At 62.6% G+C, this 14,021-nt stretch carries 11 protein-coding genes; 7 read left to right on the top strand and 4 right to left on the bottom strand.

Annotated elements, in window-relative coordinates:
• Window positions 1-699 precede the first annotated feature (699 nt).
• Together BLT65_RS00555 and uraH are read right to left on the bottom strand one after the other, a co-directional pair.
• The gene (locus BLT65_RS00555) at window positions 700-1,893 is read right to left on the bottom strand and encodes a urate hydroxylase PuuD (protein ID WP_007749363.1); all 1,194 of its coding nucleotides are present in this window, start codon (window positions 1,891-1,893) and stop codon (window positions 700-702) included.
• A gap of 208 nt (window positions 1,894-2,101) precedes the next feature.
• Window positions 2,102-2,455: a hydroxyisourate hydrolase gene (gene uraH, locus BLT65_RS00550; protein WP_042313565.1), complete on the bottom strand. Its 354-nt coding sequence runs from the start codon at window positions 2,453-2,455 to the stop codon at window positions 2,102-2,104.
• A 622-nt stretch (window positions 2,456-3,077) separates the two neighbouring features.
• Here uraH and BLT65_RS00540 point away from each other — a divergent pair.
• On the top strand, window positions 3,078-4,487 hold the full coding sequence (locus tag BLT65_RS00540; protein WP_091774019.1) for an 8-oxoguanine deaminase: 1,410 nt from the start codon (window positions 3,078-3,080) through the stop codon (window positions 4,485-4,487).
• Window positions 4,488-4,566: 79 nt separating this feature from the next.
• On the opposite strand, the gene BLT65_RS00535 is transcribed toward BLT65_RS00540, so the two are convergent.
• Window positions 4,567-5,496, bottom strand: a complete 930-nt coding sequence (locus BLT65_RS00535; protein WP_007588280.1) for a LysR substrate-binding domain-containing protein — start codon at window positions 5,494-5,496, stop codon at window positions 4,567-4,569.
• Window positions 5,497-5,799: 303 nt separating this feature from the next.
• Here BLT65_RS00535 and BLT65_RS00530 point away from each other — a divergent pair, with 303 nt between their 5' ends.
• The 4 genes from BLT65_RS00530 (at window position 5,800) to BLT65_RS00515 (ending at window position 10,703) form a co-directional block, all read left to right on the top strand.
• Window positions 5,800-7,413, top strand: a complete 1,614-nt coding sequence (locus BLT65_RS00530; protein WP_091774017.1) for an ABC transporter ATP-binding protein — start codon at window positions 5,800-5,802, stop codon at window positions 7,411-7,413.
• Between the two features lie 62 nt (window positions 7,414-7,475).
• Window positions 7,476-8,576, top strand: a complete 1,101-nt coding sequence (locus BLT65_RS00525) for an ABC transporter permease (protein WP_091774015.1) — start codon at window positions 7,476-7,478, stop codon at window positions 8,574-8,576.
• Window positions 8,577-8,601: 25 nt separating this feature from the next.
• Window positions 8,602-9,531 carry an ABC transporter permease gene (locus tag BLT65_RS00520; RefSeq protein WP_042313576.1) on the top strand — a complete coding sequence of 310 codons (930 nt, stop codon included), beginning with the start codon at window positions 8,602-8,604 and terminating at the stop codon, window positions 9,529-9,531.
• A gap of 77 nt (window positions 9,532-9,608) precedes the next feature.
• On the top strand, window positions 9,609-10,703 hold the full coding sequence (locus tag BLT65_RS00515) for a BMP family ABC transporter substrate-binding protein (protein ID WP_007749341.1): 1,095 nt from the start codon (window positions 9,609-9,611) through the stop codon (window positions 10,701-10,703).
• Between the two features lie 210 nt (window positions 10,704-10,913).
• Here BLT65_RS00515 and BLT65_RS00510 read toward each other — a convergent pair whose 3' ends face one another.
• Entirely contained in the window at window positions 10,914-11,123 is a 210-nt protein-coding gene (locus tag BLT65_RS00510) for a dodecin (RefSeq protein ID WP_091774013.1), read from the bottom strand.
• A 173-nt stretch (window positions 11,124-11,296) separates the two neighbouring features.
• On the opposite strand from BLT65_RS00510, the gene BLT65_RS00505 reads away from it, so the two are divergent.
• Both BLT65_RS00505 and BLT65_RS00500 read left to right on the top strand, forming a co-directional pair.
• Complete coding sequence (locus tag BLT65_RS00505; protein WP_091774832.1) at window positions 11,297-12,205, top strand: NAD(P)-dependent oxidoreductase; 909 nt, start codon at window positions 11,297-11,299, stop codon at window positions 12,203-12,205.
• Window positions 12,206-12,302: 97 nt separating this feature from the next.
• Entirely contained in the window at window positions 12,303-13,895 is a 1,593-nt protein-coding gene (locus BLT65_RS00500; protein ID WP_042313582.1) for an ABC-F family ATPase, read from the top strand.
• Window positions 13,896-14,021: the final 126 nt, after the last annotated feature.

Raw genomic sequence — 14,021 nt, 5'->3', positions numbered from 1 at the left:
TTGCCAACGTTCTCTCTGTACACCTCACCCGCTTCTTGTGCCCGCGTCGCGGCACACCGTGCCAGACAGTCCACCGCCGCCTAGGTGGCAAACTGTGTGCAGGCTTTTTCGGCTGATGCGCACCACTCCGGACTGAAATGCAAGGTCGGTGCTTCTGGCAAGAACGCCGAGGTGTGGAGCACTATGACCTACACACAGTTTGCCACCTGGGCTGCAGTCACGCTTCGCTGCCGTTGGCTGAGCTACGGGCGATTGAAGCAGGTGAGGCACCCATTCGTAGCGTTGGCAACGGGCGCAGACTGGCGCGTTGCCGTATGAAGCATATGAACGGTTGGGGGCCCGCAGGCAATAACAGGAACTGGCGGTGCTAGGCCGCTTTCTTTGCTGCTGCAAAGAAAGTAAGTGCCGCCCCGCACAGGGGCGACACGTGAAGGGGGAGGTCATATCGCGGATGCCAGCGAAAAAGCCAAAAGTACAGTGACAACGCATAAAGCACGAAGCCAAATCGCGGATGCCATCGAAATATCGAGCCGAGTTTTTAGCGCAGCTCGTTGAGCATGCAACGAACGCGAATATCACGCAGTACGATGAGATTAACGCGCCGTCATCCAGGCACAAAAAAGGCGGACTGCGCGCTTGCGCGCACAACCCGCCAACCTCGAAGAAACGGGCTTGCGCCCGTCATCGACACCTCGATCGTTAATTCACCGCGCCGCCCTGGAACCACGCGGCAATCTTCTGCCGTTCCTCGTCGGTCATGTGCGTGACGTTGCCGAGCGGCATCGCCTTCAGCGTCACGGCCTGCTGATAGATGCGCTGCGCGTTCGTCGAAATCTCCGCAGGCGTATCGAGCAACACGCCGGCGGGTGCGCTGCCCATCATCGTCGGATGCGCGGAGTGGCAGGCGACGCAGCGCTGCTGCAGCACGGGCACGATATCGGCCGTCTTCACGACAGGCGCGTTCGCCGCTTCCGCGACGGGTACGACGGGCTTCGGCATCGTCCAGAACAGCGCGCCGAACATCAGCACGATGCCCGCGAGCGGCAGATACCACAGCACCTGGCCACGGTGACGCATCACGAAGAACTGACGGATCAACGCGCCCGCCAGCATGATGACGACGAGCACCGCCCAGTTGTATGGATGCGTGTACGTCATCGCGTAGTGGTTCGACAGCATCGCGAACACGACGGGCAGCGTGAAGTACGTGTTGTGGACTGAGCGCTGCTTGCCGCGCTTGCCGTAGATCGGGTTCGGCGTTTCGCCCTTGAGCATCGCGGCGACCATCTTGCGCTGGCCGGGGATGATGACGAAGAACACGTTCGCCGACATGATCGTCGCGAGCATCGCGCCCATGATCAGATACGCCGCGCGGCCCGCGAAGATGTGGCACGCGAGGAACGCGGCGATCAGCACATAGATGCCCACGCAGATGCCGAGCACCTTGTCCTTGTTGCCAAGCAGCCGGCACAGCGAGTCATACACGATCCAGCCGGCGGCGAGAAAGCCCAGCGCCGAAAAGATCGCGACGACGGGGCCCATGTCGAGCACGTTCTTGTCGATCAGATACGTGTTCGGCGCGAACAGATACAACACGGTGAAGAGACCGAAGCCAGACAGCCATGTCGTGTACGACGGCCACTTCGACCAGTGCAGGTCGTCGGGCATTTCGGGCGGTGCGACGGTGTACTTCTGCATGTTGTAGAACCCGCCGCCATGCACGTGCCACAGTTCGCCGAACACGCCGCGCCGGCGCTGGTTCGGGTCCACAGGCGGCTTCAGGCTGTTGTCGAGCGCAACGAAGTAGAACGACTCGCCGATCCATGCAATCGCGGCGATAACGTGAAACCAGCGAATCGCGAGATTCAGCCAGTCGGTGATAAAGCCTTCCATGAAACTCCTCCACTCCTGATTCGTTGTTCGCGCAGCATCTCAGGTGTTGCGCGGCATGCGGGGTTGTTGCGCCGGTGCATGTCCGCTATCGGATCAGTGCATGCAACGGCAATCGGATGAAATCGGGTGCCGATCGATCACGGCTTGCTGGCTTGCGCTTCGCGAATGTCTCCATGTCATCTGCGAAATGCACGCGAGGCCGTTCGCTTCAGCTTCCGCGATAGGTGCTGTACGCCCAGGGCGACACCAGCAGCGGCACGTGATAATGCGCACCCGCATCGGCAACGCCAAAACGCAGCACGACGCGATCGACGAAGCGCGGTTCGGGCACTTTGGTGCCGATCGACGCAAAATAGTCGCCTGCATGGAACACCAGTTCATATTCACCGACGGCGAGTGCATCGCCTTCGAGCAGCGGCTCGTTGCAGCGGCCGTCGTGATTGGTGGTGGTGGTTTTGAGCGCGCGGCGCGTGTCGCCGGAGAGCGCAAAGAGTTCGACCTTGATATCGGCGCCGGGACGGCCGTTTGCCGTGTCGAGCACGTGGGTAGTGAGCTTGCCCATTCGCGATTGTCCTTGTGTGGATGCGAGGTTTCAGCGGCGGCCCGATCCATTACACGTTGCGGCGGATCGAGGCTCCACGTCAGTGGCTACATACCCGTCGGCGGTTTGAAGCGAGCGCCGTGACATCCATTGTAGAAACATTGTTCACCTTCGCGCGGCAGCGATAGGAAAGATAATCGCTGCCGCATGACGCCCCGCCGGCGGGTATCGGACAGGCAGTCCGATGCAGGCTCGACGGGAGGTGCTGCACGGTTCCGATCGTACCGGCGCCAAAAATGACGACTATATGCACGGTGTGAACTTCGGTATCGCAGCGGCGCGAGTTGCCAGCGCAATTTTGTCGCCCGAAGGTTACGTCCATGCGCGGCGTTGCCGCGCATCCCGAAGACGGCGGAACACGCTGGGTAACCGGGCCAACTGCGTTCGAACGGACGCGACGGCACGGTGGCGTGCCGCCGACATCGCGTTCGAACGACTTTTGCACTTGCCCGGACAACCGCCGGCTGCGGCGACGGCAGAACGATGCAGCTTTGACCGGCTACATGCGGCCAGAGCAGCGCAACAGCGCAGCATCGTGGAGCGGCCTCATCGGCGGCAACACAGGGCAGCACTGGAGAAACGAATGACGATGCAAACCAGTTCAACCGGCGTGACGCGAACGACCGGCCAGCGCGGCAGGACGATGCTGGTCAGGCATGCGGACGTGCTGGTCACGATGGACGGCGAGCGGCGCGAATTGCGCGACGGCGGCCTCTATATCGAAGACAACCGGATCGTAGCGGTCGGTCGGGCGGATGAACTGCCCGACACAGCCGACGAAATCCTCGACATGACGGGCCATCTGGTGATTCCCGGCCTCGTCAACACGCATCACCACATGTATCAGAGCCTGACGCGCGCGATTCCTGCCGCCCAGGACGCCGAGCTGTTCGGCTGGCTGACCAGCCTGTACAAGGTGTGGGCGAATCTCACACCGGAAATGATCGAGGTGTCGACGCTGACGGCGATGGCCGAACTGCTGCTGTCGGGCTGCACGACGTCGAGCGATCACCTGTACATCTATCCGAACGGCAGCCGGCTCGACGACAGCATCGCCGCCGCGCGCCGCATCGGCATGCGTTTTCATGCGAGCCGCGGCAGCATGAGCGTCGGACAGAAGGACGGTGGCCTGCCGCCGGATTCCGTCGTCGAGAAGGAAGCAGACATCCTGAAAGACACGCAGCGTCTGATCGAGACGTATCACGACGAAGGGCGTTACGCAATGCTGCGCGTCGTCGTCGCGCCGTGTTCGCCGTTCTCGGTGAGCCGCGATCTGATGCGCGAATCGGCGGCCATGGCGCGGCATTACGGCGTGTCGCTGCATACGCACCTCGCCGAAAACGTGAACGATATTGCATACAGCCGCGAGAAGTTCGGCATGACGCCGGCCGAGTATGCAGAGGATCTCGGCTGGGTCGGCCGCGATGTATGGCATGCGCACTGCGTGCAACTCGACGATGCCGGCATCCGGCTGTTCGCGCGCACGGGGACGGGCGTCGCGCATTGTCCGTGTTCGAACATGCGGCTCGCATCGGGCATCGCGCCCGTGAAAAAGATGCGGCTGGCGGGCGTGCCCGTCGGCCTGGGTGTCGACGGATCGGCGTCCAACGACGGCGCGCAGATGGTCGCCGAAGTGCGTCAGGCGCTGCTGTTGCAGCGGGTTGGCTTCGGACCGGATGCGATGACCGCGCGCGAGGCGCTCGAGATTGCGACGCTCGGCGGCGCGAAGGTGCTGAACCGCGACGATATCGGCGCGCTGGCGCCCGGCATGGCGGCGGATTTCGTGTCGTTCGATCTGCGACAGCCGCTCTTTGCGGGCGCGCTACATGATCCCGTCGCGGCGCTGGTGTTCTGTGCGCCGTCACAGGTCTCGACGAGCGTGATTGGCGGAAAGGTCGTGGTGAAAGACGGCGTGCTGACGACCGTGGATCTCGGTCCAGTGATCGAGCGGCATAACCGTCTCGCGCAGACGCTGTGTGAAAGTGCAGCCTGAGCGCGTCGAATGAAAAAGGCGGCGGTTGGAAGCCGCCGCCTGCACGATAGTGCTTTGCCTGTCGCGATTGAAAGCCGTATTACTTGGCGATCAGCGTCTTGGTCGCCTCGGCGACGAGGCTGCGCAACCAGCGCACTTCATCGGAGTAATGCACGCGCTCATGCCACAACTGGTAATACTGCATCGGCGGGAAATCCAGCGGCGCGGGCACGACGGTCAGCGGCAGGAACTTCGCGTAGTAGTCGGCGAAAAGGCGCGTGGTCGTGAAGATCAGATCGGACTTGATCAGCACGTACGGCGCAAGGTTGAAGTACGGCAGCGTGACGACGACGTGGCGCTTGAGGCGCTCCCGCGCGAGATGCACGTCGATCGCGCCGCGCTGGCCGACGGAATAGGGCGTCGGCGCGAGATGCGGCGCGTTCAGGTACTGATCGAGCGTCAGGTTGCCGCGCTTCGCAAACGGATGCGTGTTGCTCATCAGGCACACGATCTGGTCGACGAACAGATTGGACAGGTGCAGTTGCTCGGGCGGTTCCGGCCAGTTGCCGACGACGATATCGAGCTTGCCGTCCTCGAGTGCCAGTTCGTAGTCGAACGCGGGGCCAAGCGAATGGAACTCGAGCGTCGCGTTCGGCGCGGCCTTGCGGAAGCGCTCGACGACGGTCGGCACGAACAGCACGTTCAGGTAGTCCGGGCAGCCGATCCGGTAGCAGCGGATCGACGTCGCCGGATCGAAGTTGTGCTGCTGAAATTTAATGCGTTCGATTTCGCGCAGTGCATTTTGCACGGGTTCGAGCAGGCGCAGCCCGTACTCGGTCGGCACCATGCCGGATTTGCCGCGCACGAGCAGCGGGTCGCCCGTGATGTCGCGCAGCCGACGCAGCGCGGCGCTGATCGCGGGTTGCGACTGGTTCAGTTTGACGGCGGCGCGCGTGACGCTGCGCTCCATCAGAAGGGTGTGCAAGACGCGCAGTAGGTAAGTGTCGATCGCCTCGCGTTGCTGACTCATGACTTCTCCGAAATATATGTTCTGGCTGATCGAACGGGCTTGGGGGTATATGCGTTTTAATATAGAGATAAAGAACCGTCAAGGGTGGGATACCCGCAAACCGCGCAGCGGCGCGGCTTTGCGGGAATTTTGGCGGCTCGACTGAGAGGGGCGATTTCGGTATTGTCGATCGGCTGCGGTAGCACGACGCGCGCGTCCGGGGCCGGAATTTCGAGCGGGATTGAACTGGGATTCAGTTGGGATTCAAGCGGGGAGCGCGCGCGACGCCGCGTGCTGCCGGCCACACGCGTAATACGGAACAACATGAGCGACACACCTACAGCCGGCCCGATGGGCAGCGGCGCACACGCAAACGGCGCAAACCGTAGCGACGGCGCCACACCGCGCCTCGCACTGACGGGCATCAGCAAGCAATATCCTGCAGTTCGCGCGAACGACGACGTCACGCTGATCGTCGCGCCCGGCGAAATTCATGCAGTGCTCGGCGAAAACGGCGCGGGCAAGAGCACGTTGATGAAGATCATCTACGGTGCAGTGCGTCCGGATGCAGGCGAAATCCGCTGGGAAGGCCAGCTCGTCGACATCGCGAACCCGGCGGCAGCGCGCAAGCTCGGCATCGGCATGGTGTTTCAGCACTTCTCGCTGTTCGAGACGCTGACCGTCGGTGAGAACATTGCGCTCGCGCTGGACGAGCCGTTCGATCTGAAGGTACTGGGCAAGCGCATCCGCGACGTGTCGGCGGAGTATGGGCTCGACATCGATCCGCAGCGCCACGTGCATAGCCTGACGGTGGGCGAGCGGCAGCGCGTCGAAATCGTGCGATGCCTGTTGCAGAATCCGCGTCTGCTCATCATGGACGAGCCGACCTCGGTGCTCACGCCGCAAGCCGTGCGCAAGCTGTTCGCGACGCTGCGCCGGCTCGCGTCGGAAGGCTGCAGCATTCTCTACATCAGCCACAAGCTCGACGAAATCCAGGAACTTTGCGACACGGCCACCGTGATGCGTGGCGGCAAGGTGACGGGCCGCGTGACGCCGCGCGAAGAGACACATGCATCGCTCGCGCAACTGATGGTCGGTCACTCGCTGCCCGACTATGAACGCCGCGCGCACACACCTGGCGACGTGTTGCTCGACGTGAAAAATCTTTCATCTGTCAGCGATGATCCTTTCGGGACGTCGCTCGCCGATGTGTCGTTCAGCGTGCATGCAGGTGAAATATTCGGCATCGCGGGCGTATCGGGCAACGGTCAGGCGGAACTGCTGGCGGCCCTCTCGGGCGAGCACAAGGGCAATCGCGCCGATGCCGTGACGATCTGCGGCAAACCTGCCGGCAAGCTCGGCGCAGCGGCGCGTCGCAAACTGGGCTTTGCATTCGTGCCCGAAGAGCGGTTGGGACGCGGCGCGGTGCCCGCGATGTCGCTCGCGGAAAACGCGCTGCTGACGGCGCATCGGCAACAGATGGTGCGTTCGGGCTGGATCAACGCAGGCGCGATGTGCGCGTTCGCGAAGCGCTGCATCGAATCGTTCGACGTGCGTTGCGGCGGCGACAGCGCGCTCGCGCAGAGCCTGTCGGGCGGCAATCTGCAGAAATTCATCGTGGGCCGCGAGATTCTGCAGGCGCCTAAGGTGCTCGTCGTCGCACAGCCGACCTGGGGTGTCGACGTGGGCGCGGCCGCGTTCATCCGCCAGCAGTTGCTGGATCTGTCGGCGCGCGGCGTCGCGATTCTGGTGATCTCTGAAGAACTCGAGGAACTGTTCGACATCTGCGACCGCATCGCCGTCATCGCGCGCGGACGCATGTCCCCGACACGCAAGACGGGCGACACGAACGCGGAAGAGATCGGCCGCTGGATGGCCGGGCTGTTCGGGGACCGCGAGGGCGCGCCGCCCTCTGCGGAGCAACCGGCGCATGCATGAACTCAAGGGCATGAACTGAAGTGCTCGCGAATGCAACTGCATAGACAACGACAAAACGCACAATGATTCTTCCGTATCGACTCGAAGCCCGCACGTCGCCATCGCGAACGATGCAGCTTGCCGTGCCGCTGATCGCCGCGCTCCTCACGCTCGTGATCGGCTTTCTGATCTTCAGCCTCGTCGGGCGCGACCCGGCGCAGGCGATGCACGCGTTTTTCATCGAGCCGCTGTCGAGTGTCAACGGCTGGGCCGAACTGCTGCTGAAGGCGTCGCCGCTCTGCCTGATCGGGCTGGGCCTTGCCATCGGCTACCGCGCGAACGTCTGGAACATCGGCGCGGAAGGGCAGATGCTGCTCGGCGGTATTGCGGCGAGCGGCGTCGCGATCTACTTCGATCAGGCCACCGGCTGGTGGATCCTGCCGACCATGATGATCGCGGGCGTGCTGGGCGGCATGGCGTGGGCCGCGATTCCCGCGCTGCTCAAGAGCCGCTTCAACACCAACGAGATTCTCACGAGCCTGATGCTCACCTACGTCGCCACGCAGTTGCTGATCTATCTGGTGAGCGGACCGTGGCGCGATCCGCAGGGCATGAACTTCCCGCTCTCCGAAATGTTCTCAGGTGACGCACTGTACCCGACGCTCTACGGCGACTGGCATTGGAAATTTCTGAAGGGCACGCGGCTGAACGCGTCGATTTTCGTGACGATTATCGCGATCCCGCTCGTGTGGCTGTTCATGCGCAAGAGCTTCGCGGGCTTCCGCATGAACGTCGGCGGTCTTGCGCCGCTGGCCGCGCGCTACGCGGGCTTCTCCGACAAGAAGACGATCTGGACGTCGCTGCTGATCAGCGGCGGCCTCGCGGGACTCGCCGGCATGGGCGAGATCTCCGGGCCCATCGGCCAGTTGCAGGCGACGTGGTCGCCGGGCTATGGCTTCACCGCGATCATCGTCGTGTTCGTCGGACGGCTGCATCCGGTCGGCATCGTGCTCGCAAGTTTGTTGATGGCCTTGCTGTATCTCGGCGGCGAGGCCGTTCAGACGTCGATGCAACTGCCACAGGCGTTGTCGGGCGTGTTCCAGGGGCTGCTGCTGTTCTGTCTGCTGGGCGCGGACCTGTTCGTCAACTATCGCGTGCGCCGTCGCGGCATCGCGGCATCGTAAAACCGCCGGATTCAGAGCAAATCTCATGGATATTCAACAAGCCAGCGCGCTCACGTCGAGTGCCGTCGTCGCCGCGATTCCGCTGATGTTCGCGGGCGTCGGCGAACTCGTCACCGAGAAGTCGGGCGTGCTCAACCTCGGCGTCGAAGGGATGATGCTGATGGGCGCCGTGACGGGCTACGCGGTGACAGCGATCACGGGCAACCCTTGGCTGGGCGTGCTCGCCGCGATCGTCGCGGGCATCGCGATGTCGCTGCTGTTCGCGTTCCTCGTGCTGTCGATGCTAGCGAACCAGGTCGCCACGGGGCTTTCGCTGACGATTTTCGGCATCGGCCTGTCGGCCTATGTCGGCAAGCCGTACACGTCGGCGGCCGTGCGCGAGTCGATCGGCACGTGGGTCATTCCCGGCCTCTCGAAGATTCCCGTGCTGGGACCTGCACTATTCAGCCTGACACCGCTCGACTATCTTGCGTTCATCATGTTCGGCGTCGTTGGCTGGTTCCTGTACCGCACGCGCGCCGGGCTCGTGCTGCGCTCGGTCGGCGAGTCGCCGCAGGTTGCGCATTCGGTCGGTTTTCCCGTGATCGGCGTGCGTTATGGCGCGACGCTGTTCGGCGGCGCGATGGCGGGGCTCGCGGGCGGCTACTACTCGATCGTCAACCTGCACTTATGGCAGGAGCAGTTGACTTCAGGTCGTGGCTGGATCGCGCTGGCGCTCGTCGTGTTCGCGACGTGGCGTCCGGGGCGTCTGTTGATCGGTGCGCTATTGTTCGGTGCAGTGACGGGTCTGCAGTTTTATGCACAGGCGATCGGCGTTCCCGTGCCGACGCAGTTCCTCGCGATGCTGCCGTACGTCGCGACGGTCGTGGTGCTGGTGCTGATTTCGCGCAATCCGAACACGATTCGCCTGAATGCGCCTGCGTCGCTCGGCAAGCCGTTCTTCGCGGCGGGCTGAGCGCGGCGTCAAGCGATCAATGGCAGTGCATACCAGTTCATCAAGTAAAAACATCTGATTCAACGACAGGAGAAAACATGAAGAAAAGAACCATGCTGAGCGCACTGGCGCTGGCCGCCGCGACGCTGGCGACGGGCGGCGCGCTGACGCAGACTGCGCAGGCCGCCGATGTGCCCGGCGTCGCGTTCGTGTATCTCGGCAACCCCGGCGATGCAGGCTGGACCTACGCCCACGACCAGGGCTCGAAGGAAGCAGAAGCGAAGTTCGGCAACAAGATCAAGATCACGCGTGTCGAGAACGTGCCCGAGTCCGCCGACTCGGAGCGCGTGTTCCGCGATCTGGCGAACAAGGGCAACAAGATCATCTTCGGTTCGAGCTTCGGCTTCCAGGACTTCGAACTGAAGGTCGCGAAGGATTTCCCGGACACCGTCTTCCTGCACGCAACGGGCTACAAGAAGGCAGCAAACTTCGGCACGTACGACGTGCGCATGTATCAGGGTGCCTATCTGGCGGGCGTCGCCGCCGGCTACGTGACGAAGACGAATACACTCGGCTTCGTCGCCTCGGTGCCGATTCCTGAAGTGGTGCGCAACATCAATGCCTACACGCTCGGCGCGCGCTCGGTGAATCCGAAGGTTCATACGAAGGTCATCTGGATCAACAGCTGGTTCGATCCGGGCAAGGAAAAGCAGGCAGCCGAAACGCTGATCGGCCAGGGCGCGGACGTCCTGCTGCAGAACACCGATTCCAGCGCGACGCTGGCCACTGCGTCTGAAAAGCATGTGCATGCATTCGGCTGGGACTCGGACATGAAAAAGTTCGGTCCTGATGCGCACCTGGGTTCAGTGGTTGCGCACTGGGGCGTGTACTACACGGCTGCGATCCAGCAAGTGCTGGACGGCAAGTGGAAGAACGATCCCGTGTGGTGGGGCATTCCGCAGAAGGCTGTCAATCTCGAAGACATGAACACGTCGGCTATTCCGGCCAACGCGATGAAGGATGTCGACGCGAAGCGCACGCAACTGGCAAGCGGCAAGTGGGATGTGTTCACAGGCCCGATCAAGGACCAGACGGGTGCGGTGAAGGTGCCGGCTGGCAAGACGCTTGCCGATCCTGAACTGCAGCGATTGAACTGGTATGTCGAAGGCGTGGACGGTTCGCTGCCGAAGTGATGCACTGCATTGAAATGCGTGCGGCACGGGGGGGCACGCGGGATTGGATTTCCGCGGTTGAAGCGTAGTGCATGCGTTTGCGCGTCATGCGCAAACGCCAAAAGCTGCATTCGGTGTCGTGCCGGATGCAGCTTTTTTCATGCTTGCGCGGAACGCGCCGCCTGCGGGCCGCATACGTCATGCAACTCGCTGCACGCGATACCGCCCGCCTCAGTCGTCGATGCGCAATCCGACCTTCAGCGTGACCTGCCAGTGCGACACCTTGTCGTCTTCGATGTGACCGCGCGTTTCGATGACCTGGAACCAGTGCAGATTGCGTAGTGTTTTGCTGGCTTTTTCGATCGCGCAGCGGATCGCGTCATCGCTGGACTTCGTTGACGAACCTGTTAGCTCGATCTGCTTGTACACGTGGTCGCTCATGATTCACCTCCTGATGGTCCAAAAAGTATAGGCAATGGCGGTAGCGTGACGAACTCGAATGCATGGCGCCCATCGCGTGCCCGGCATGCTGCAACGCGATGCGGCCGGTATGATGAACGGTTCGCATGCCGTCGGTTGGCGGCGGATGCAATCCGTTGCGTGCAGTGCATCAAATGGAGGAGAGAGAAGTGGAGATCGGTTTTTGCGGACCGGGCTTGATGGGTGCGCCGATGATCCGGCATCTGCTGGGTGCAGGCCATGCAGTGCAGGTGTGGAACCGTACGCCGGCGAAGGCGGAGGCACTGGTGCCGGACGGCGCGACGGTCGCGTCGACACCCGCCGGACTCGTCGGCCGGGCTGAAGCAATTTTCCTGTGCGTGCTGGACGCGGCAGCCGTCGAAGAAGTCGTGTTCGGCGCGAACGGCATCGTGCCAGGCGTACACGAGGCGAATGGCAACAGCCACGTGCGCTGGATCGTCGATCACGGCAGCATCCCGCCGTCGGCGACCCGCGCGTTCGCCGCACGGGCGGCGAACGCGAACATCGGCTGGATCGACGCCCCCGTGTCGGGCGGCGTGGCGGGTGCGATCGCCGGAACGCTCGCCGTGATGGCGGGCGGCGAGGCCGCCGATGTTGCCGCCGTCACACCCGTGATCGGGGCCTATGCGGCTCGCGTCACACACATGGGCGCGGCGGGCGCGGGACAAACCACCAAGCTGTGCAATCAGGCGATCGTGACGTCGACGGTGGCGGCTATCGCCGAGGCCGTCAGCCTCGCGCAGCGCAGCGGTATCGACGCCGCACGGTTGACGCAGGCGCTCGCTGGCGGCTGGGCCGACTCGGTGCTGCTGCAGACCTTCGTGCCGCGCATGACGCAGTCAGGTCAGCCGCCGATCGGCGCGTTGAGCACGTTCCAGAAAGATGTGGACACGATTGCAGCCGCGGCTTACGAGACGGGCACTCCAATGCCGGTTTCGGGCACGGTGCAGCAGTTGCTGCGTCTCGGTGCAGCCATGGGACTGGCGGATGCCGATTTGTCCGGTTTCATCGACGTGTTGCAGACGCCACGTAAAAAAGGGTAGCAGGGCGCTGGCGGTGGTCCGGAGCGCGGCGCGCATGACGCGATAACCTGCTAAAATACTAGGTTTTTCGCCGATCTATCATTCAAAGGGACGCGCCGTGCTGTCTACTGCCAACATCACCATGCAATTCGGGCCGAAGCCCCTGTTCGAGAACATCTCGGTCAAATTCGGCGGAGGCAACCGCTACGGCCTGATCGGCGCGAACGGTTGCGGCAAGTCCACGTTCATGAAGATCCTGGGCAGCGATCTCGAGCAGAGCGCAGGCAATGTGATGCTCGAGCCGAACGTTCGTCTCGGCAAGTTGCGTCAGGACCAGTTCGCGTACGAAGACGTGCGCGTGCTCGACGTCGTGATGATGGGCCACACAGAAATGTGGGGGGCGATGACCGAGCGCGACGCGATCTACGCGAACCCGGAAGCCACCGACGACGACTACATGCACGCGGCCGAACTGGAAGCGAAGTTCGCCGAGTACGACGGCTACACGGCCGAAGCGCGCGCGGGCGAACTGCTGCTCGGCATCGGTATCTCGATAGACCTGCACAATGGTCCGATGAGCAACGTCGCACCGGGCTGGAAACTGCGCGTGCTGCTCGCGCAGGCGCTGTTCTCGAAGCCGGACGTATTGCTGCTCGACGAACCGACCAACAACCTGGACATCAACTCGATCCGCTGGCTCGAAGACGTGCTGAACGAGTACGACTCGACGATGATCATCATCTCGCACGATCGACACTTCCTGAACCAGGTCTGCACGCACATGGCGGACATGGACTACGGCACGCTGAAGGTCTATCCCGGCAACTACGACGACTACATGCTCGCGAGCACACAGGCGCGCGAGCGTCAGCAAGCCGCGAACGCGAAGGCGAAGGAACGCGTCGCCGACCTGCAGGATTTCGTGCGCCGCTTCTCGGCCAACAAGTCGAAGGCACGCCAGGCAACCAGCCGTCTGAAGATGATCGACAAGATCAAGATCGAGGAATTCAAGCCGTCGTCGCGTCAGAACCCGTTCATCCGCTTCGAGTACGAGAAGAAACTGCACAATATTGCGGTGGTCGCGGACAGCATCACGAAGAAGTACGACCGCACGATCTTCAGTAACTTCGACCTCAGCGTGCAGCCGGGCGAGCGCATCGCGATCATCGGTGAAAACGGCGCGGGCAAGACGACGCTGCTGCGTTCGCTGCTCGGCAATCTGAGCGTCGACCACGGTTCGATCAAGTGGGCGGAGAACGCGAACGTCGGCTACATGCCGCAGGACACGTACGAAGAGTTCCCGAGCGACGTCACGCTGATGGACTGGATCGACCAGTACCGTAAGGAAGGCGATGACGAGCAGATGGTGCGCGGCACGCTCGGCCGCCTGCTCTTTAATGCAGACGACATCAGGAAGTCGGTGAAGGTGCTGTCGGGTGGTGAGAAGGGCCGCATGATCTGGGGCAAGCTGATGCTGGGCCGCCATAACGTGCTGCTGATGGACGAGCCGACCAACCACATGGACATGGAGTCGATCGAATCGCTGCAGATCGCGCTGGACAAGTACGACGGCACACTGATTTTTGTTTCGCATGACCGTGAATTCGTGAGCGGGTTGGCGAACCGGATCATCGAGGTGAAGACGGATGGCACGCTGACCGACTTCGGCGGCAACTACGAAGACTTCCTTTCGAGCCAGGGCGTGCAGTAAGCGTTAGCGCCGCGGTTTCCATAAAAACCCGCTTCTTACGAAGCGGGTTTTTTATTGCCTGCTGCCGTTGCGCTGTGCGCTCGCGCGCCGATTCCTCTTGCCTGCGTCCGATTGAGTCCTTTCCTC

It is taken from the genome of Paraburkholderia steynii, assembly GCF_900100565.1.
Lineage (GTDB): Bacteria > Pseudomonadota > Gammaproteobacteria > Burkholderiales > Burkholderiaceae > Paraburkholderia > Paraburkholderia terrae.
The sequence above is the reverse complement of the archived record's forward strand: the minus strand, read 5'-3'. Positions and strand labels throughout refer to the sequence as shown.

What these genes read in the sequence shown, in the direction of transcription:
- BLT65_RS00525 (WP_091774015.1), top strand. Translation starts at nt 7,476, where the DNA reads ATGATTCTTCCGTATCGACTCGAAGCCCGCACGTCGCCATCGCGAACG.
- BLT65_RS00505 (WP_091774832.1), top strand. Translation starts at nt 11,297, where the DNA reads ATGGAGGAGAGAGAAGTGGAGATCGGTTTTTGCGGACCGGGCTTGATG.
- BLT65_RS00555 (WP_007749363.1), bottom strand. Translation starts at nt 1,893, where the DNA reads ATGGAAGGCTTTATCACCGACTGGCTGAATCTCGCGATTCGCTGGTTT.
- BLT65_RS00520 (WP_042313576.1), top strand. Translation starts at nt 8,602, where the DNA reads ATGGATATTCAACAAGCCAGCGCGCTCACGTCGAGTGCCGTCGTCGCC.
- BLT65_RS00515 (WP_007749341.1), top strand. Translation starts at nt 9,609, where the DNA reads ATGAAGAAAAGAACCATGCTGAGCGCACTGGCGCTGGCCGCCGCGACG.
- uraH (WP_042313565.1), bottom strand. Translation starts at nt 2,455, where the DNA reads ATGGGCAAGCTCACTACCCACGTGCTCGACACGGCAAACGGCCGTCCC.
- BLT65_RS00540 (WP_091774019.1), top strand. Translation starts at nt 3,078, where the DNA reads ATGACGATGCAAACCAGTTCAACCGGCGTGACGCGAACGACCGGCCAG.
- BLT65_RS00535 (WP_007588280.1), bottom strand. Translation starts at nt 5,496, where the DNA reads ATGAGTCAGCAACGCGAGGCGATCGACACTTACCTACTGCGCGTCTTG.
- BLT65_RS00510 (WP_091774013.1), bottom strand. Translation starts at nt 11,123, where the DNA reads ATGAGCGACCACGTGTACAAGCAGATCGAGCTAACAGGTTCGTCAACG.
- BLT65_RS00530 (WP_091774017.1), top strand. Translation starts at nt 5,800, where the DNA reads ATGAGCGACACACCTACAGCCGGCCCGATGGGCAGCGGCGCACACGCA.